Here is an 18868-nt window from a genome sequence, read left to right as displayed (position 1 = left end):
TCAGTGCTTGGTGGCAGGATCGACCACGTGACGCAGACTCTGGTGTCGATCGGCGACTTCTCCCGCATGACGCATCTGACCATCAAGGCGCTGAGGTACTACCACGAGGTGGGGCTGCTCGAGCCGCGCGCGATCGACCCCGCCAGCGGATATCGGCAGTACGCGACCGATCAAGTGCCGATCGCGCAGGTGGTGAAGCGGCTGCGGGCCCTCTCCATGCCGATCGAGGAGGTGCGCGACGTCGTTGCCGCACCAGACGTCGGGGCGCGCAACCTCGCGATCGCCGCGCACCTGCAGCGGATGGAACAGCAGCTCGCGCAGACGAGTTCGGCCGTCTCGTCCCTCCGCAGCCTGCTCGATCCGGCGGCGGATCCTTCGAGAGACGTCGTGTTCCGCTCCACACCCGCTCAGCAGACGATCGCGATCGAGGGCGACGTCGATTTCGATGGGGGCGGCCCCTGGCTGCTGGCCGCTATGAGGGAACTCACCCAAGTGGCACAAGCTGTCGGACTGAATGCTTCTGGATCTGTCGGCGCACTCTTTCCCCGGGAGTTGTTCGAGGAGGGCTCCGGCAGGCTCGTCGTCTTTCTTCCGGTGCGGGAGGCGCAGGGCAGCCAGCTCCCCGCCGGCCGCGTAGTGCGGCGCGAGCTTCCGGCCAGCGACAGCGCGGTGATGGTCCATCGCGGACGCCACACCGACATGGATACCGTCTATGGTCTACTCGGTTCCTACGTGGCCGAGCGGGCGATCGGCGTCGCGGGCCCGATTCGGGAAGACTTCGTCGTCTCTCCGCTGCAGACCGATCGCGTGCAGGATCTCCTGACGGAGGTGGTGTGGCCGGTGTTCCGAACGTGGTCGTCGTAGCGCAACGTTGCCAAGCTGACCAGCAAAGCGAGTTGTTTCCAGTCCGCCCCGACCGCCAGCGATACGGACTTGGGGGTCTGTGGAGTTGACACTCGACGAGCTAGGGTGGCCCCCGTGAGCGACTACGCCCTCCCTACTCGTATTCCCACGGTGGTTATCGGAGCCGGCCCCGCCGGTCTCGCCGCGGCCGCTGAGATGAAACGCGCGGGAGTCGAAGCTATCGTCTTCGACAAGGCCGACCGGGTCGGGTCGAGCTGGGCCGGCCACTACGACCGTTTGCACCTGCACACTTCGCGCGGACTCTCCGGGCTGCCCGGCTTCCGCATCCCGCGCCGCTACGGTCGCTGGGTCGCGCGCGACGACGTGCTGCGCTATCTCGCCCAGTACGCCGTCGTGCACGACCTCGACGTCCGATTGGGGGTTGCCGCTTCGGCTGTTGAGCGTGGCCAAGACGGCTGGCAGGTCGCCTGGAGTCGAGGCGACGAGCACGGTGTCATTGCAGCCAACACCGTTGTCATCGCGACGGGCTACAACCACAGCCCCAAGATCTCCGACTGGCCCGGGCTCGACGCCTACACGGGCACGGTCCTGCATTCGAGCGCATACCGCAACCCCGAGTCCCTCGGTGCTCGGGATGTGCTCGTCGTCGGACCCGGCAACAGCGGAGCGGAGATCGCGGCCGACCTCGCCGAGGCGGGTGCCACGGTCTCGTTGGCGGTGCGTACACCGCCGAATATCGTGCGCCGCGCGGTGGTTGGCATCCCCAGCCAGGCCCTCATCCTGTCGATGGCGGCATTCCCGCTGAAGGTGCAGGACGCGCTCGCGGGTGCGATGCAACGAGTGGCTGTCGGCGACCTGCGCAAGTACGGCATCCCGAAAGCGCCACGCGGGATCGCCACCCAACAGGCCCGCGACGATGTCACGCCGACGCTCGACGTCGGTCTGCTGCGCGCCCTCAAAGCCGGTCGTGTCACGGTCGTGGCTGCGGTCTCGAGGTTCACCCCGGATGCCGTTGTGCTCGCCGACGGCACCGAATTGCACCCCGACGCGGTTGTGCTCGCGACCGGGTTCCGCCGTGGTCTCGAGCCGCTGGTCGGCGAGCTCGGCGTTCTCGCCCGCAGCGGTCGTCCCCTCATCAACGCAGAGGCGCAACTGCCCGCGTATCCAGGCCTCTTCTTCCTCGGGTACTCGAATCCGCTGACTGGCAACCTCCGCCAGCTCGGAATCGATGGCAGAAAGATTGCGATCGCGAGCTCGGGCACTTCCCCGAGGCAAGCGGCAAAGCGGCGCCGGCTTTCCAAGCCGACCGCCTACCCGGGTGGCGAGAATTGAGCAACGATGTCAACGAAAGGGTCGTCGGCTGGAAGGCGAAAAGCGGAGAGCCGAGAATGAACGTCATGCCGGATTGGTCCGTATCGCGCCCAGGCGTCACTAATCCGGCCCCGATGCTGCCGTCGACGAGCGTGTGCCGGAATAGACGCTGTAACCAAACGAGTTGCGGATCGAGGACCACGCATGAGCATCGCCCCGGCTCTCGACGTCTCTCGCGAGCCGCGGATGGGGCGTACCCGCGCGCATAAGGCCCTGTCCCCAGAAATGCGGCGTTGACTCGATCAGCCATAGTTGGCTTTTTCTTCGCGGGATCAGAGGAGTGAGACGATGCCATTCGCCACAAGTGTTGCCGCGCTGACGCCGGCCAGAGCGAGAGTGGTGCGCCTGATGAGCGTTTCGGATATCCGACCGGTGAGGAGAAGGGCAATGCCAGCTCCCAAAACCACCCCAGCGACCGCCCACCCGAGTTTCGAGGCACCATTGACGAACGGTCCAAGAGCCATGAGTGTGACCAGGTTCAGAGGGAGGAAGAATGCTTGCATCGTCCCCCGCGCCACCGCAGCCGACCATCGCCGCGCTGATACGAACAGCGCGACAGGCGGACCGCCCACGCCTGTCAGAGCGGTCAGCAGCCCGCTTGCAGCGCCCGTGATGACGGCGCCGCGACTGCCGAGCATCCAGTTCAGCGGACGCCCTCGAGCAACAAGCACAGTGCCGAAGAGCACTGCCGACCCTGCAAGCACTGTCAAGAACGGCGCGTGGGCGCTGCCCAAGACGAAGACGGCAGGAACGACGAGTAGTGCCGCAGGAATGAGCAGCCTGACCGTATCGCCCAGGCGCACGAATCGGATGGAGCGCGCCAGCACGGCTGCGTTCAGCACGATCGAGATGATCAGGACGATCCGGATCCCGTCTTCACGGCCCAGCGCCAAGATCAGAAGCGGTGAGGCGATGAGCCCGAACCCGATTCCGGAGAGAACCTGGAAGGCTGATCCCGCTACAGCCACCACCAGCACTGCGACATCAAGCCACTCAATCACCTGGATCGCGCTTCACAGGAGTCACGATCGTCGTCAAAAGGCACCCGGGCAAGCATCAGGCTTTTGAGCTCGGTCGACCTGGGATGTGGCTGAGGATCGATTTCGAAAATCCGCCGTCGACGCAGATATCTTGACCGGTGACGTAGCCCGATAGCGGACCGACGAGGAACTCGATGACATTCGCGACGTCCATCGGGTCCCCAATCCTGTGCAGCGGAATTATGCTTTCCCGCTGCAGTTTGATCTGAGGATCTTCGTACATCTTCTCGGTCATCCGCGTGCGGGTCATTCCTGGAGAGACCACGTTCACGCGGATCCCGTCCGATGCCCACTCCAATGCGAGTGTTTGAGCGAGCAGCGTCAATGCGGCTTTAGCCGGGCTGTATGCCCCCGACCCAGCGTGCGGCATCTGGCCGGACATGGACGATGTGAAACATGCAGCACCCTGACTGGCGGCCAGATGCGCGTAACTGGCTTTCGCGAGAAGCCACGCGCCGCGCACGTTGACGGAGAACATGCCGTCCCAGTCCTCGACGGACAGCTCATTCAGGAGGGCCGGATTTGCAACCCCGGCATTCGAGACCAGTGCGTCCAGACCACCGAATTCTTCCACCGCTGCCGCTACCATCCGGGCCGGTACATCCGGGTCGCCCAGGTTTCCCGACAATGCGATGGCGGTACCGCCCATCGATCGTATTGAGCGAACGATCTCCTCCTGGAGACGGCTCGGCTCATGCCCGCACACCGCAATCATCGGCTTGCTACCCCGAGCTAGCGCTGCCTCTGCCAGCCTCAGGGATGCCGCCGCGCCAATACCGCTGGTACCGCCACTGACCAAAGCTCTCATCACACGGTCTCCATTCATATTCAAGAGGGGCATCCCCTCGACTGAGTGCGCCCCTTTGTGCCCCAATCGGGTCGATGCATCGCCGGTTCCGTCGGCTCTCAGACGTTCCATCCCTCGTTTCTGAGGGCACTGAGGGCCTTTTCGAACTCGTGCAGAGTGTCTTCTTCACGGATCACTTCGAGAACGGCGTTGTCCGTTCCGACCGTCGCCGCTACAGCGTTGCCCACCGTACGAAAATCGATGACGCCGGTGCCGATCGGATCATGACCCCACACGTCCGTTCCTGTGTCGGAGACATGCACGAGGGCAATCCAGTCGTGATTGGAGCGCAGAGCTACGGCGGGATCCTCGCCGATGTACGCGGCATTCGCGACGTCGTACACGATCTTGAGCGAATCATCGTTGACCGTCTCGACGATGCCTGCCAGCTCCTGGATCGTAGGAGTGAAGCAATAGGGGGTGTTTTCGAATAGCAGGCGCACACCTGCCCGCTTGGCCAGTGGAAGCAGGTCGTTCAGGCTCTCGTAAAGCCAATCGTGGACGCTTTCAAGCGGTGGCGAGATCATCGGGCGCCTTGTGCCAGGAGAGATCACGATCTCGGAGGCTTCCCAGACCTCGGCCAGTTCGATAACCGACGTGATGTGGTCAATGCTCTTTCGTCGCATGTTGGCGCCAGGGCTCGCGAGGTTGATGTCGAACCCACCAGCGTTCAGAGACCTGATCTTGGCTCCACGCCGCTTCAGGTCCTCAAACGACTCGGACCGCTTCGAGCCTGACATCTCGTCGGGCCAGCAGTGCGGTGAGCTGATCGGCACCTCGAAGGTGTCGTACCCGTTCTCACACAGTTCCGCGATCGCCTCGACGGCAGTCGCCGACCACAGATAGGAGAATGTGTTGATAATCATGTTCATGTCGGTTCCAATCAGTATTTTCAAGTCGGTCACGCGGGCGACGGATGGAAGGGTTACGTGCCCATCCCCAAGTGCGCGCCTCCCGCAACGTCGAGACTGACACCGGTGATGTAACGATTCCGGGGATCCGTGAGGAACAGCGCTGCGCTCGCGACCTCGTCCGGCTGCGCGAACCGCTGCATCGGCAGCTGGGCGGCGCGCTCGGCCCGTGCCCGCGTGGCCGAGTCAGCAGCGTCCCCCGAGGCGTTGGCGAGTTGAGCCCACATATTCGTCTCCACCGGGCCCGGAGTGATCGCGTTGACCGAGATGCCGGACGGTCCGAGGATCTGAGCCATGGACCACATGATGTGGAGGACGGCGATTTTGCTCGCGTTGTACGGCAGATAGGTCCGCCGGGCCTCCTTCGCTGCGACCGACGAGAAGAGCAGGATGGTCCCCCTGATCTCGTGATCCAACATCGCCTGCGCGGTCTCCCGGACGACGGTGAAGGTGCCGGTCGCGTTGATCGTCATGATCCGTGCGAATTCCGACGTACTGGTTTTCAGAGGGTCAGGCGTTTCCCCCAGCACTCCGGCGGCGTGCACCAGGGCGTCCATCCGGCCGAAGCGGGCGATGACGTCGACGATCGCAGCTGCCGTCGCGGTCTCATCCGTCACGTCGAGGTCGTAGTAGGCGACTGCGGCCTCGGGTTTCTCCCCGCCGCGATCCGAAGCGATCACTGTTGCGCCGCCTGCTGCGTAGGCCGAGACCATCGAGCTGCCGATGCCGCCGTTCGCACCCGTGACGAAGACGATTTGGTCTTGCATGGACACTGTGAGCTCCTTCCGTGTTACTTCTTTGCGTGGCTGGACCAGAGACGTCCCGGTTGTTCCTCAACCGGCAATCCTGCGGCCGACAGGATGCGATCCAGCAGCAGTTGAGTCTTGGCTGCCTCTGCACCCGAGGTGAGAGGCTGCCTGCGATCCCGCACTCGATCCAGGAAATGGTTCACCGCGCCGGCGAAGCCGAAGGTCTGCGTCGCAGTGGCCCACCCGAACGCCTCCGATGACATCTCCCGAACAGTCGTCTGGCCGTCGCGCGTGATCGCGACGCTGTCGGGGGCTGAAATGGTTGCCGTCACGCCGTCGCCGTAGGCGTCGAGCTTCTCGCTCCAGGCGCCTGCATTGCGCGCGGCCATCAGTGCGCCGGTGTTGCCATTGTCGAAGCGGATGAGCGCGATGACTCCGTCTTCCTGCCACGGGTCATCCCCGGCTGCGTGGGCGTTCACCTCCACGGGTTCGCCTCCGCAGTACCAGCGCAGAAGGTCGACCATGTGGATGGCGTTCTCGAACGTTGCGCGGTATTCAGAGCCGGCCCGGTTCTTCTGCGCGACGCAGAAGGATGCGCCGCTCGAACCGAATGCTTCCCGGCCGGCCTGGTAGACGGGGGCGAAGCGTCTGTTGAAACCCACCATCAGGATGCGACCGCTCTCGTCTGCTTGCTGCGCGAGGGACAGTGCGTCTTCCGCGCGGGTGGCCAGCGGCTTTTCGCAGAAGACGTCGACTCCGGCCGCCAAGACAGAACGCGTGGCCTCGACGTGCTCCGAGCGCGGCGTCAGGATGAACACCGCATCGAGGGTCTCCGCCTCCAGCATCGCGTCAACTGTCGAATATGCCCGTCCGAACCCCCACCGGCGCATCAGCGGCTGGGGATCCGATTTACGCGTGACCACGGCACTCAGTTCCACGTCATCGCGCGCGACCAGGGTCGGCAGCTGTGCGATCGTCGCGATGTTGCCTACGCCGGCTACTCCGATGCGGAGCGTCCCAGAGGTCATTGGGACACCATGTCGGAGAGGATCGCGCGCACCGCCCGGACTGATTCGGCGAATCCTGTCGCAGGGTCAGGGAGGTCTTGCGGGTGCCAACGGTATTCGTACTCGAGGGTCAGCACGTCGTCGTATCCGCGGCGCGCTAGCTCTTGGATGATGTCCGCCCAGGGCACGATGCCGGTGCCGACGACACGAGAGCGGATCGCGCGTTCATCCGCCTTGACCCGAGCGGTGTCCGAAGCCCGGAACGGAGCGTTGCGGTCCTTGAAGACCAGGTCCTTCACGTGGACGTGGCCGATCAGGTCACCCTGAACTGCGAAGGCCTGAGTCCAATCCTCGTCGTGTGTGAACGTCAGGTTGGCCTGGTCGTAGAGCACGCGCACAGCCGGTGAGTCGACTTCGCGAACCAGTCGGGCGGTGTCGGACGCCGTCTGCGTCATGGTTCCGAAGTGGTTCTCGACGCACAGCACCACGCCGGCCTGCTGCGCGTCGACCGCCAGGACGCTCAGCGCCGCGCTGAGCCGCTCCCAGTGCGCAGTGTGCTCGGGGGAACCTGGCTGCCAGGCGCCCGCATAGACCCGGACGCGCGTGGCCCCCACTTCGTGCGCAGCCTCGATGCATCCCCGGAACTCGTCGATGCCGGCTTGCCAGCTGTCTGCGTCGAGGCTGTTGATGCTCGTCGTGTATGGGGTCAGCGCGACGATGGGGAGGCCTTCATCGCGGGCGACAGCGGCCGCCTGCTGCGCCGCCTTCTTGTCCGATGGAGAGATTGCGGCGGGGTACGCATCTTGATAGATGACTTCCGCAGCGTCCAGTCCTGCCGTCTTGAACAAGCGGATCGCTTCCTGGAGTGTCATGCCCGGCGTTCCGAGCGTGTGTCCGGCGATGATCATGAGGAGGTGGTTCTTCTTTCGATGGGGCGGTTCCAGTCCGCCGGTCCGACAAAGTTCGGGGGGCTCTGCACGCGGGAACGGTCGACCAGCTCCATCAAGAGACCCCACGGGGTGAGGAAGTAGATCCAGCGGTTGCCCGACACGGCAGGGCTGTCCCCGGCGACCTCTTTGCGTTCGCCGAGGATGCGCACGCCGGAGATCTGCTTCAGGTGACTGACGGCCCCATCCACGTCCTCCACGGCAAAGCAGAGGTGATGCCCACCTCGGTCGCTATGCCGGGGATGCTCGGTTCGTCGGTCCGCGGTCTGCCACTGGAACAACTCGACATTCAGGTTGGGCGGCATTCTCAGCATCGACAGTTCGAGGGCGGCGTCGGAGGGCACATCGAAGTTGGCCGGCATGAACTCCGTATCCGGACCGCGGGTGGAGCGGTACAGCTCTTCCGCCCCGAGAACGTCGACGAAGAACGACACCGCCTCGTCGAGATCCGGAACCGTGTAGGCCGCGTGGTCCACGTACTGGAGTCCGGGCATTCGCGTCGAGCTCATCGCACAGACCTCGTCGAGGAACGGATGAGCAGTTCCGGCTGTAGGATCACGTGCTCGACCTCGCCGTTCTGGGAGGCACGCTCGGCCAGCCCAATGGCGATCCGGCCCATTTCGGCGATCGGCTGTCGCACAGACGTCAACGGTGGGTTTATGTGCGCGCCGAGGGGAAGGCCGTCGTAGCCGACGACCGAGACGTCATCGGGCACGGAGAGGCCGTATTTGCCGAGCGCGCTGATGACGCCGAACGCGACCATGTCGTTCGCCGCGATCACCGCTGAAGGCCGGTCGTCCATCGTCGCCAGCTCCTGTGCGGCGCGCTCTCCGGCTTCTGCACCGATCTCGCTGTCCAGCTCGATCGGTGTCATCCCATGCCGCGCAGTGAGGTCCTGGTAGGCGGCGCGCCGATCGGCGGCCGTGTGCGTTCCGGGGATACCGGAGACGTAGGCGATCGAGGTGTGGCCGAGGTCCAGCAGATGGTCGAACGCGAGCTCGATTCCCCTCGCGTTATCGACAGTCACGGTCGGCACCTGAACGTCCGACTCGATCCGGTCGATGACGACCAGACGGTTACCGAAACCGAACGGCTCGAATTCGGCGGGGTCCACCCGCGTCGAGGGTGCGATCACGCCGAACGGAGCGTACATCGACTGCATCGCGTGAAGGTATCCAGCGGTCGCCCCTGGATCGTTCTCGGTGACGCAAAGCACCAGCTGGTAGCCTCGCTCCCCTGCAACGGCGGTCATCGTCTTCGCGAGTTCTGCGAAGAAGGGGTTGGTGATGTCTGGCACGATGAGCGGCACCAGGGTGCTGCTCTTGGTCCGAAGCGCCTGCGCGAGCGGGCTCATCGTGTAGCCCATCGATGCAGCGACCTTGAGGATGTGATCCCGGGTCTGCTGCTTCACAGCTTCGGGACGCGAGAACGCGCGTGAAACCGTGGAACGGTGCACGCCGGCCGCGGCTGCCACTTCGTCAATGCTGTGGTTGGACACCGATACTCCCTCGTCCTGCTTTCGAATACGCATCCCAAATGATGGCCATCGTCGCTTCCAGATCACGAATCCCAGGCAGGCCCGCAAACCCGTGGCTCAGCTGGTCGGCCACGGTGTCGACGAACAGTGCGTAGAGGGGGTCGCTGTCCACGTTGAACTGCGATGTCTCCGTGACACCGCCCGTGGACGTGAATGACGCGCGACCATCCGACCATATTGTCGCCGTTCCCTCAGCGCCGATCCGCATGTACGCGCAGTGGCGTTTCAGCGGCGAGGTCGGGAAGGCGTAGCCCACCTGCACGGTCGCAACTCGCCCGTCGGGGGTGGCGAGGGTGAGCGAGGCATAGTCTTCGACCTCCGCGCTATGCAGCTTGGCAGAGATCGCCGCTGTCACGGTGACCTCTCGAGCTCCGGAGGACTGCAGGAACAGGTCGACGAAGTGGGGAGCCAGGTTGATCATGCATCCGCCTCCAGCGCGCTCAAGCTCCACCATCCACGGATTACCGCTGATCAGGTACCGGTTGGGGGGTCCGGCGATGAACTGAGTGCTCTCATAGACAGAGCTTCCCGCTTTGCAGAGCCACTGCTCCACGGGGCCGCCTCGCTGCACGAGGGGGACGGCGATCGGTACGCCGGCCGCCTCAGCGGCCTGCCGGACCTCCTCCACCTGGCGGAGCGCGATGCCGGCGGGCTTCTCGACGACGACCGGAATCCCGCGCTCGATCAGCGCCAGGCAGATCGAGCGCATCGTGTCATGGGGTGCGAAGACGTAGGCCAACTCGATGTCGTCGTAGGCGGACAGCAACTCCTCCCACGAGGAGTGCAGCGTGCCACCCCACAGCCGACTCAGGACTTCCACCCGAGAGGTATCCGGATCCGAGCTGCCAAGCACGTGGTGCCGATCCGCGATCGCCTGGGCGCAGAGCGGCAGGTGCCAGTGCGAGGCGCCGATGATCACTGTTCTTGCTTTGCTCATATCCGCTCTCGCACCTTTGCCAGTATCGCGTCCGCGATCTCCGTCGCTCGCAGCGCTTGCCGATACCCGACAGTCGGAGGCCGACCTCCGGCGAACAGGAGCGCCGCTTCCGCCTGCTCGCGGAAGAGGTCGATCTCGGGGAAGTGCCGCACCGTCTCCGACCCGTACCGATCCCACTCGTGATATGACCAGTTGGACCAGAGTCGCCGGCCTTCATGCGCGACGACGTCGATCTCGAGGGACCAGTCGTTGCGATTGAGGCCGGTCGTGTGCTCCCACGGGTTCCAGTACGTCTCCAGCCTCAGAATCGGCCCGTCCTGGAAGGTGAGCGTCGTGGCGGTGTAGTCGGCAACGCCCGCGCGGTGCAATTCGTCGCTGACGTAGGTGGACCGCACGGTCGCCTCACCAGGAAAGAGTGACGCCGCATACTCGATGGCGTGGATGCCGTTGACGACGACGACACCGCCCTCGTCGGGCGCGGCGCGCCACGAGTCGACGCTCGTCTTGCGAGCCGCGGACCGAACGCTGACACTGATCACGTTCACGGAGGCGATCCATTCCGCCAGCCTCTGGGCGACGGGATGGTGATGCAGCGTGTACCCGACCATGAGGTTCTGGTCGACGTTCTCCACCCCGGACAACAGCTCGGCGTTCGCAAGCGAGGAGCCGACCGGCTTTTCGACCAGAACACGCAGCCCTTGGCGCAACAGCTCTGCCGTCACGCCCGGCTGCATGCTGCTCGGCAGCGACACCACGACGAGGTCCGCCTCCGACGGGTGGAGCTGACGCGCGGATTCCAGCACCCTGGCGCCGACTTCCCGTGCGAGCTCGGCCGTACGCGGGCTCGGGTCCACCAGAGCCACGACGCGGGCGCCGATGGCATGGAATGCGTGTACGTGACGGCTCCCGGCCCACCCGGCCGCGCCGATGACCGCCACCCGTGTCGCCACGGTCATCCCTTCACCCCACCGGATGTCAGTCCGGCGATGAACCAGCGCTGGAACAGCGCGAACAGCGCCAGTACGGGAATGAATGCGACCGTGACGAAGGCTGCGAAGAGACCCCAGAATGCGCCATATCCCGTTTGGAGGTACTGCACGATGCCATTCTGAACCGTCTTCATGTCCTGAGTCGTGGCGAGGACGGTGCCCACGAGGTAGTCATTCCAGACGAATACGAAGATGAAGATGGCGATCGCAGCGATGCCGGGGCGGATGAGAGGGAGCACGATCCGCCACAGGATTTGCACACGCGAGCATCCGTCGATCGCCGCAGCTTCTTCGATCTCCAGAGGAATGTTCTCGATGAAGTTTCGGATGAAGAGGATGGTCTGCCCGCAGATGATCGCCGCGTACACGACGATGAGGAAAGGGTACGTGTTGATCAGCGCCGTCTTCACGAACATGGAGTACAGGGCGATGAAGACGACGATCGCCGGGACCATGGAGAGAACAAGGATGCCGGTCATCACGGTTTCCATGCGGCGGCTGCGGAACCGGGTCGCGACGTAGGCCGCGGGGACGCAAATCGCGAGGGCGAGAACGATCGAACCGCAGGAGTAGATCAACGAATTGAGGAAGAACCGCATGTTCGTCGGTGTGAAGATGCCGGCGTAGTTCGCGAAGGAGAACGGGTCCGGGATCCACTTCGGCGGAAACTGGATGGTGTCGGCCGGGAGCTTCAGAGAAGTCGAAAGAATCCAGGCCACGGGCGGGAGCACCACCAGGGCTGAAAGGACGATGAACACCCATCTCGGGACGCCCCGGAGGATGGTGCCCCACCGGCTACTCCGGCGAGCGGTCGGTGACGTGGTCATAAGCTTTCCCTCCGTCGGAAGCGCAGCGCGATCAAGGTGAGGACGACGTTGATGGCGAAGAGGAGAATGGCTGTCGCGGAAGCGCCGGACAGGTTGTACTGCTGGAAGACTTGATTGAAGACGCGCATGGATAGCGTCTCGGTGGCTCGGAGCGGTCCGCCTCGTGTGGTGACGAGGATGATCGTGACCATCTGCACGTAAAGCATGAGCAGCACTACCACCACGGACACGATCGTGTTCCGGAGATAGGGCAGCGTGACGTTGGCAAAGCTTCTCCAGACGCCACCCCCGTCGACCCGAACGCTTTCGTAGAGCTCCTTGGGCACAGTCTGGAGCGCACCGAGGAAAAGCAGCATTGCTTGCGGATACGACCACCACGCCGTGATGAGGGTGACGGCGACCAGCGCGCCCCCTGTCGTGGAAAAGACGTCGGATGGGCCGAACCCGAGAGCTTCGGTGATGGCGCTCCCGGGCCCGTAGTTCGGGTTGAGGAACCAGACCCACATCGTCCCGGCTGTTGCCTGGGACAGCAGCCAGGGCAGGAGGAACAGGCTTCGTACCGTGCGCTTGAATCGGTGCAGGTTATTCAGGACCATCGCGGACAATAGTCCGGCGGGTAGCGCGATCACGAGCGACCCGAGCGAGAAGACGACGGTGATCCCGATGCTGTTCGCCAGGTTCGGGTCGGAGAAGAGCGCGACGAAGGAGTCCAGCCCGCTGAACGTTCCGATCTGGTAGTAGGTGGTCTCGTGGAGGGCTGTCCACGCGGTATAGAAAAGAGGCCCTACGAAGACGAAAAGGAAGACCACGCAGACAGGGGCGACATACAGCCACAGAACGCGGTCTTTCCGTCGTCGTCGCCCGGTCGAGTCTCGTGGTCGCGGAGGCCGCTGAACTGAGCTGCGCGACGCCACAGTCGTCGTTGACATGATGTCCTGCTTTCCTGGGGGAGCCGGCTGGCGCAGGCTCCCCCAAGCTATTCGGGTCGGAGGTGCTATTTGCTGTTTCCGGCGTCTTGCGCGGACTTGATGAACTCGGTGCCAGAACTGCCTTTCAGGATCAAGGCCTGGCCGGCGTTGGCCAACCCTGTGGACAACGTGTTCCAGTTGTCGGGATACATGCGGGGCTTGCTGTTGCTCTTCACATAGTCCGCGATGTCATTGATCGTCTTCGCGTCCGCCGTGGAGAAGAACGGCTGCTTGTACGTCGCCGCGCGAGGAGGTACTTCACCGCCAGTGGCCATGACCGCACCAGCCTTGGGGCCGGTCATGTACTGAATGAATTTCCACGCGGCGTCAGCATGCTTGCTGCCGGCACCGACGCCGAGGGTCCAGCCGAACGTGGTCCCGGTCGTTCCACCGGTGGAGGCCGTCGGAAGCGAGGTCGACTTCACGTCCGGCGCGGTCTTGCCGAACGTCACGATGCGCTCGGTACCGAGCACTGCCATAGCGACGGTCCCGTTCGCTAACCCGTCGGCGACGGAACTGTAGGTATCGGAAACGACATTCTTACCGAGAGCCTTGGCATCCCGAAGGTCGGCAAGGAATTTGCCGAACTCGTCGCCCTTGTTCGTGGCGAAGTCGTATTTTCCGTTCTTTTGAAGCTGCTGACCGATCTGGTTCATGAAGCAATCGAAGAAGGTGCCGATGACGGCCGAGTTGTCGGTGTCCGAGAATCCAGTTCCGAACCCGGTGAACCCGGCGGCAGCGGCCTTCTTGGCGACATCGACGACCTGGTCGTATGTCGTCGGAACCGTGGCGCCGATCTGACTCAGGATCTTCTGGTTGTAGTACAGGGTGCAGGTGCGGTACTCGTATGGCTCCGCCACCTGCTTCCCGTCCGGCCCTGCCAGGTTGTTGGTCGGATGCAGCCAGTCGGTGATCTTCGAGGCGTCGGCGGGCAGTGGCGAGTACGCTCCTGCGGCAGCCATCTGAGGAACCACCGGCGAGAACATCTTGAACACGTCGGGCGAAGTGCCCGCCGCCGCCGCCTGCGGCAGCCGAGAAAGCATGTCACCCAGCGACACCACCGAAAGGTTGATCTTGATGTCGGGATTCGCCTTCTCGAAGTTGGCGATGTTCTCCTTCAACGCAGCAGAGCGCGGGTTGTCCTGAGTGGGATCGATGAAGTCCCAATACGAGAGCGTCACCGGTCCTTTCGATTCGGCAGGGGCGGATGTGGGGGAGCATCCAGCGAGCACCATTGCTGCGGTCGCGGCGGCCGCGACGGCAAAGCCCCATCGCTTTCGATACATAATCTCTCCAATGAGATCGGTTGCTGAGATCGGTTGCAGTAACGCTAGAGTCACGCTGTTCGAATGTCAACCGTCCGATGCGATGAAATGAGATCGGTTGCTGAGATCGGTTGCATTTTCTTCTTTTCGCATGTTTACTGGTCGCGTGTTCCACAAACTCGACACCCTGACGACCATCCGCGATTCCGGCGCCGTGCTCATCGTTCGCCTGGACGATGCGGAGGAAGCTTTCGACGTGGCCTCGGCCGCGGTCGACGGCGGGATCCGCGCACTGGAGATCACACTGTCGATCCCGGGTGCTCTGCAGGTGATCGAGCGACTGACCGAACGTTTCGCAGGTCGAGACGTCACGATCGGCGCCGGCACGGTGCTTGACGGCTACGCCGCATGGTCGAGCATCCAGTCCGGCGCGCAGTTCCTCGTGAGCCCCAACCTGAACCCCGAGATGATCCGTGTTGCCAATCGCTACCAGGTGGCCACGATCAGCGGTGCGTACACGCCGACCGAGATCCTGAACACTGCCGAAGCCGGATCGGACATGGTGAAGCTCTTCCCGACCGAGGCCGGCGGAATGCCCTACGCCAAGGCGATCCTCGCTCCGCTCGCGCACATCCCGCTTGTTCCGGCCGGGGGCGTGACCACTGCGAACGTCGGTGAATGGTTCAACGCCGGCGTCGTGGCTGTCGGCGTCGGCAGCGCGATCACGAAGGCCGCCCGTGGCGACGGTGACGTGAAGCGTGTCACGAAGGCTGCGGAAGGCTTCGTCGCCGCGATCGAGCGGGCCCGCAGTCCACGATGAGCCCCGCCATGCGGCCGGCCGCGTACATCACTCTCGGAGGGGCGGGGTCCGGCAAATCGACAGTGTCTCGCCACATCAGTGAGTACACGGGCGCACTGTACCTGGACAAGGATGTCCTAGCCGGCCCTCTGGTCGGCGCTGCGCTCGAGGCGCTAGGTCAGAACGCCTCCGACCGGGAATCGAACGACGTCTACCTTCGCCGGGTCATGCCGCTCGAATATGACGCGCTGTTCGCGGTCGCCGGCCAGAATCTGCGCCTCGGCCACTCGGTGGTGCTGGATGCCCCGTTCGTCGCATACCTCTCCGATCCTCACTACCTCCTCACCGCCATGGCGGGAGCCTCCTGGCCGGAGGTGCCGGTCCGTGTCGTTCAGGTGGTCGCCTCCGCGCAAACCGTCAAGCGGCGTCTGATCGAGCGCGCCAGCGCTCGCGACCGCGTCAAACTCAGCGATTGGGACGCATACTGGCAAGCGTTCGGATCGCTGAAATGCTCATGGCAGGGCGCTGAGCGCGTCCAGGTCGCCAACGACAAGGACAACGACTTCTCCGAGATCGACGCGCTCCTGGGTGCCCTTCACGCTTGACCCTGTGATCGCGGCCGTTCGTGGGCGGCCGATGCGCTGTCCACGCGATTTTCGGTAGGCCGGAAGATGCTCGAAGGAGAGTCGAGCGAACGGTGAGGTTTCTCGGCGTCAGCTGCTCGATCAGTTGGAAAGATGTTTTGAGAGCACGTTGTTCGCGAAATACGCCGCCGCGCGGTTCAGGATCTCGTTCTCCTCTCCAGCCGACGCGACTCACGACGCAACCGCACCAACTCTGTCTCCTCATCCGCATCTGACACGGGCACCAGCCCGAACGGGTGCGGAAGCGGATCCCTGATCGGACCGCGACAACTCTGGTTTTGTCGGGTGTTGTCCTCACCAGGTGGCGGGATGCACAAAATCTGCTGCTGGCCGTCCAAGCCACTGCGTGAGGCGCACGGTGAGGTCCATGTCAGCCAGACGTGCCGTGCGGAGGTTTGTCAGGCGGCTCGGTGTGCACCCGAACTGGACAGCCAGAGCGGACCATGTGAGTTCGCGCTCGCGCCGCTGATCGTTCACGGCGGCGTAAAGCTGAGGCAGGTCCCACCGCAGGCGAACATCCCTGCCGATCGCGGGCAAGCGGGTGTGTCCGACCTCTCGCCGTTGTCCGATCAGGAAGTCCTCGGGGGCACGCCCCAGCCATTGCAGCAGCATGAGGGCGTACTGGCAGGACATCGTGCCGCGCCTCACCGTGCGGACTAGCGCGCCCGGGCACACCGCATGGTCGTTGAGTGCCTCCCTCAACTCGCCTGACTGCAGGGTCAACTCCTCTGCCAGTGCCGGCCAGCCGAGGCCCAACGCGGTACGGCGGGCGTCTAGCTCAGCGACCAAGGCGTCCCCGTTGAACATGGGAGCAACTGCCATGCGAAAAGTCAACCACGCGCTGCCCATCCCCGACACCCCGGACTCGCGCGAAGAACAATCACCAGCGCCGACTCACCAACGATCGCCACATACGGATCGCTCATCGGCTACGTACTGTGAATCGGGATGGGTCGATCTCTGGTTATCGGGTGGTGCTCAGGCTGCGTCCCTGAGTTGATTGGCCGCTTCTTGGATTTTGCCTGCCCGCGCTCGTGGAGTTCAGGGCTGGCGGCAATGACCTCACGGCGCTGCGATGCGTGCTCAGCGACGCGCTCGGCGAGCGTCTCGCCGACGTCAGCCAGGGCCTGCGCACCGATGAAAACGCACCAAGACCGCAGCGAACAACCCACTGAACAGCAGAAAACCCCCGGTTTACCAGGGGTTTTCTATGGCGGTACCGGTGGGATTTGAACCCACGGTGGGCTTTCACCCACACAACTTTTCGAGAGTTGCACCTTCGGCCGCTCGGACACGGTACCGCCGACTACTGTACGCGATCCTGGGGGCGATTCGCCAATTGGGAGGTGGCCGTGAGAGCGGGCGGATGCGGTTGGCGGGGCATCCGCCGGGAGTAAAGTTCGGGCATGGCGAAGAAGAGGAACGTCGCGCTCGTGACCGCCGGGCTGTCGACGGCTGCGGTCGGTGTCGGTGCGTGGGCGGGCATCCGTCGGGCCCAGGAGCGCCTCGCGCTGAATCGCACCGCGATGAACGAGACCCTTCCCGTGCATTCCAAGTGGTGGCGGGATGTGGCCAAGACCGAGGGCGAGCTGCTCTACGTCGCGCTCGGTGACAGTGCCGCGCAGGGGATCGGCGCCTCGGCTCCGAAGAACAGCTACGTCGGGGTGATCGCCGACCACATCCGGGCCACGACGGGTCGCACCGTGCAAGTCGTCAACCTCAGTGTCTCCGGGGCGACCGTGGCTCTCGCGGTCGCCGACCAGCTGCCGCGCTTTGCGACCTTCCAGCCGGACGTCGTCACCGTCGCGATCGGCGCCAACGACATCGCGGCGTTCGATCCTGCGCTGTTCGAGGCCGGCATCCGCAAAGTGTTCGCAGCTCTGCCCGACCACGCGATCGTCGCCGACCTTCCCTGTTTCTACCTGCCGTGGAACGAGAAGAAGGTGGCCGTGGGCAACCGCATCCTGCGCCAGGTCGCGGCCGAGCGCGGGCTGACGGTCGTTCCGCTGCACGACACGATGAAGCGGCAAGGGCTGCGCGGCGTCGTCACACAGTTCGCGCAAGACCTGTTCCACCCGAACGACCACGGATACCGCGTGTGGGCGTCCGCGTTTCTGCCGACCGTCACCGCACGGGTGACCAAGCTGTTCCCGCGCCGGCCGAAAGCGTCCGAGGCCGCACGCCCCGACACCGACGCCCCCGACGCCGTCGGCGACCTGGCCGAAGCGCCCGCTACTCCTTGACGGTTCCGGGAGCGAGGTGCGACAGCACGCGCTCCCAGGCGGGGATGACCACCATGTGCCCGGCGCCGGGCACCATTTCGACGCGCGCGTCGGGCAGCGCCTTCTGGTACCAGGATGCGTGGGCGTTACCGACCAGAGGGTCTGCCTGGCCGTTCACGATGAGAGTCTTCGCCGCCACGTCGCCGAACTCGAAACCCCACGGGCGGGCCGTGTAGCTGAGGATGTCCGCGGCGACCCCGCGCGGCCCCTGACGGAAGGCGTCTTTCAGCATCCGGCCCGCACGATCCCGCGCGCCCCGCCGGCTCAATGCTTCTTCGTCGACGAGGGATGCGCCGAGAAGCTCGAGGGGAACGTCGCCGTCTTCTGCGGCCCCGAGCACGGCATCGGCCTGCGGCTGCAGCATGCCGGTCAGCTGCTCGAGCGCCTGATCGGCGGGCAGCGTCGCGAGGTGATTCGACATCTCGGTCAGTTGCGGGTCGATCCAGCGCACGTGCTCATCGGGGGCCGGAGTGCCGACGATGGCGACACGGTCGACCATGTCGGGGTGGCGCGCGGCGAACGCGAGGGCTACCCGTCCGCCCGCGGACCATCCGGCGATGCCGATCGTGCGCGGCCGCGAGATGCCGATCTCCGACTCGTCACGGTTCATGGCGCGCAGATATTCGGCGATGTCGTCGGCGAGTCGAGGGATGCTCGGCCACTCGCCGAACGGCAGCGGATCGGACGATCCGTAGCCGGGCCTGTCGAAGGCGACGATGTGCACATCCCGCCGGGACGAGACGTCAGGGTCGGGGTCGAACGCAGACGATCCCGGGGCCGAGTGGCAGAACACCAGCATTCGCTCCGCGATCGGATCTCCGAGCGTCGTGATGCCGACTTTGCGGCCCGATTCGAGGGTGAAGGTCAGATTCGCCATGCCACCA

General features: G+C 64.4%; 20 protein-coding genes and 1 tRNA gene. 5 read left to right on the top strand and 16 right to left on the bottom strand.

What is annotated here, in order from left to right; genetic code table 11:
* Positions 1 to 27: 27 nt before the first annotated feature.
* Both ACFVWR_RS07620 and ACFVWR_RS07615 read left to right on the top strand, forming a co-directional pair.
* On the top strand, positions 28 to 864 hold the full coding sequence (locus tag ACFVWR_RS07620) for a MerR family transcriptional regulator (protein WP_387209684.1): 837 nt from the start codon (positions 28 to 30) through the stop codon (positions 862 to 864).
* Positions 865 to 978: 114 nt separating this feature from the next.
* Positions 979 to 2196 carry a flavin-containing monooxygenase gene (locus ACFVWR_RS07615; protein ID WP_387209682.1) on the top strand — a complete coding sequence of 406 codons (1218 nt, stop codon included), beginning with the start codon at positions 979 to 981 and terminating at the stop codon, positions 2194 to 2196.
* 311 nt (positions 2197 to 2507) lie between these two features.
* Here the strand turns inward: ACFVWR_RS07615 and ACFVWR_RS07610 are convergent, their stop codons facing one another.
* From ACFVWR_RS07610 to ACFVWR_RS07550, 13 genes are all read right to left on the bottom strand, one after another.
* Positions 2508 to 3236: a sulfite exporter TauE/SafE family protein gene (locus ACFVWR_RS07610; protein WP_387209680.1), complete on the bottom strand. Its 729-nt coding sequence runs from the start codon at positions 3234 to 3236 to the stop codon at positions 2508 to 2510.
* Between the two features lie 55 nt (positions 3237 to 3291).
* Complete coding sequence (locus ACFVWR_RS07605; protein WP_387209765.1) at positions 3292 to 4083, bottom strand: SDR family NAD(P)-dependent oxidoreductase; 792 nt, start codon at positions 4081 to 4083, stop codon at positions 3292 to 3294.
* Positions 4084 to 4181: 98 nt separating this feature from the next.
* Positions 4182 to 5027: a sugar phosphate isomerase/epimerase family protein gene (locus tag ACFVWR_RS07600; protein ID WP_387209678.1), complete on the bottom strand. Its 846-nt coding sequence runs from the start codon at positions 5025 to 5027 to the stop codon at positions 4182 to 4184.
* A 20-nt stretch (positions 5028 to 5047) separates the two neighbouring features.
* Positions 5048 to 5800: an SDR family NAD(P)-dependent oxidoreductase gene (locus ACFVWR_RS07595; protein ID WP_387209763.1), complete on the bottom strand. Its 753-nt coding sequence runs from the start codon at positions 5798 to 5800 to the stop codon at positions 5048 to 5050.
* 23 nt (positions 5801 to 5823) lie between these two features.
* Entirely contained in the window at positions 5824 to 6810 is a 987-nt protein-coding gene (locus ACFVWR_RS07590) for a Gfo/Idh/MocA family protein (RefSeq protein WP_387209676.1), read from the bottom strand.
* Positions 6807 to 7697, bottom strand: coding sequence for a sugar phosphate isomerase/epimerase family protein (locus ACFVWR_RS07585; RefSeq protein ID WP_387209674.1), 891 nt, complete (start codon positions 7695 to 7697; stop codon positions 6807 to 6809). Before ACFVWR_RS07585 ends, ACFVWR_RS07590 begins: the two co-directional genes overlap by 4 nt.
* Positions 7694 to 8245, bottom strand: coding sequence for a VOC family protein (locus ACFVWR_RS07580; RefSeq protein ID WP_387209672.1), 552 nt, complete (start codon positions 8243 to 8245; stop codon positions 7694 to 7696). The genes ACFVWR_RS07585 and ACFVWR_RS07580 overlap by 4 nt, the downstream gene beginning before the upstream one ends.
* The gene (locus ACFVWR_RS07575) at positions 8242 to 9210 is read right to left on the bottom strand and encodes a LacI family DNA-binding transcriptional regulator (protein WP_387209670.1); all 969 of its coding nucleotides are present in this window, start codon (positions 9208 to 9210) and stop codon (positions 8242 to 8244) included. The genes ACFVWR_RS07580 and ACFVWR_RS07575 overlap by 4 nt, the downstream gene beginning before the upstream one ends.
* Positions 9211 to 9214: 4 nt before the next feature.
* Positions 9215 to 10192: a Gfo/Idh/MocA family protein gene (locus tag ACFVWR_RS07570; RefSeq protein WP_387209668.1), complete on the bottom strand. Its 978-nt coding sequence runs from the start codon at positions 10190 to 10192 to the stop codon at positions 9215 to 9217.
* Between the two features lie 14 nt (positions 10193 to 10206).
* The gene (locus ACFVWR_RS07565; RefSeq protein ID WP_387209666.1) at positions 10207 to 11166 is read right to left on the bottom strand and encodes a Gfo/Idh/MocA family protein; all 960 of its coding nucleotides are present in this window, start codon (positions 11164 to 11166) and stop codon (positions 10207 to 10209) included.
* Positions 11163 to 12026 carry a carbohydrate ABC transporter permease gene (locus ACFVWR_RS07560; RefSeq protein ID WP_387209664.1) on the bottom strand — a complete coding sequence of 288 codons (864 nt, stop codon included), beginning with the start codon at positions 12024 to 12026 and terminating at the stop codon, positions 11163 to 11165. The genes ACFVWR_RS07565 and ACFVWR_RS07560 overlap by 4 nt, the downstream gene beginning before the upstream one ends.
* Positions 12023 to 12955, bottom strand: a complete 933-nt coding sequence (locus ACFVWR_RS07555; RefSeq protein WP_387209662.1) for a carbohydrate ABC transporter permease — start codon at positions 12953 to 12955, stop codon at positions 12023 to 12025. The genes ACFVWR_RS07560 and ACFVWR_RS07555 overlap by 4 nt, the downstream gene beginning before the upstream one ends.
* Before the next feature lie 65 nt (positions 12956 to 13020).
* A complete protein-coding gene (locus ACFVWR_RS07550) occupies positions 13021 to 14334 on the bottom strand; it encodes an ABC transporter substrate-binding protein (protein WP_387209660.1) in 1314 nt (437 codons plus the stop codon).
* A gap of 91 nt (positions 14335 to 14425) precedes the next feature.
* Here ACFVWR_RS07550 and ACFVWR_RS07545 point away from each other — a divergent pair, with 91 nt between their 5' ends.
* Together ACFVWR_RS07545 and ACFVWR_RS07540 are read left to right on the top strand one after the other, a co-directional pair.
* Positions 14426 to 15079 (top strand): bifunctional 4-hydroxy-2-oxoglutarate aldolase/2-dehydro-3-deoxy-phosphogluconate aldolase, encoded by a 654-nt coding sequence (locus ACFVWR_RS07545; RefSeq protein ID WP_387209658.1) that lies wholly within the window; start codon positions 14426 to 14428, stop codon positions 15077 to 15079.
* Positions 15076 to 15663: an AAA family ATPase gene (locus ACFVWR_RS07540; protein ID WP_387209656.1), complete on the top strand. Its 588-nt coding sequence runs from the start codon at positions 15076 to 15078 to the stop codon at positions 15661 to 15663. The genes ACFVWR_RS07545 and ACFVWR_RS07540 overlap by 4 nt, the downstream gene beginning before the upstream one ends.
* Positions 15664 to 15996: 333 nt before the next feature.
* Here ACFVWR_RS07540 and ACFVWR_RS07535 read toward each other — a convergent pair whose 3' ends face one another.
* Complete coding sequence (locus ACFVWR_RS07535) at positions 15997 to 16524, bottom strand: hypothetical protein (RefSeq protein WP_387209654.1); 528 nt, start codon at positions 16522 to 16524, stop codon at positions 15997 to 15999.
* A 389-nt stretch (positions 16525 to 16913) separates the two neighbouring features.
* Positions 16914 to 17003: transfer RNA gene (locus tag ACFVWR_RS07530), tRNA-Ser, on the bottom strand.
* A gap of 105 nt (positions 17004 to 17108) precedes the next feature.
* Here ACFVWR_RS07530 and ACFVWR_RS07525 point away from each other — a divergent pair.
* On the top strand, positions 17109 to 17945 hold the full coding sequence (locus ACFVWR_RS07525; protein WP_387209652.1) for an SGNH/GDSL hydrolase family protein: 837 nt from the start codon (positions 17109 to 17111) through the stop codon (positions 17943 to 17945).
* On the opposite strand, the gene ACFVWR_RS07520 is transcribed toward ACFVWR_RS07525, so the two are convergent.
* Positions 17935 to 18861: an alpha/beta fold hydrolase gene (locus ACFVWR_RS07520; RefSeq protein ID WP_387209650.1), complete on the bottom strand. Its 927-nt coding sequence runs from the start codon at positions 18859 to 18861 to the stop codon at positions 17935 to 17937. The genes ACFVWR_RS07525 and ACFVWR_RS07520 overlap by 11 nt on opposite strands.
* Between the last annotated feature and the right edge of the window lie 7 nt (positions 18862 to 18868).

The organism is Leifsonia sp. NPDC058292, from assembly GCF_042880955.1.
Classification (GTDB): Bacteria; Actinomycetota; Actinomycetes; order Actinomycetales; family Microbacteriaceae; genus Leifsonia.
Note: the sequence above shows the minus strand (reverse complement) of the source record. Positions and strands in the feature narration are given on the sequence as shown.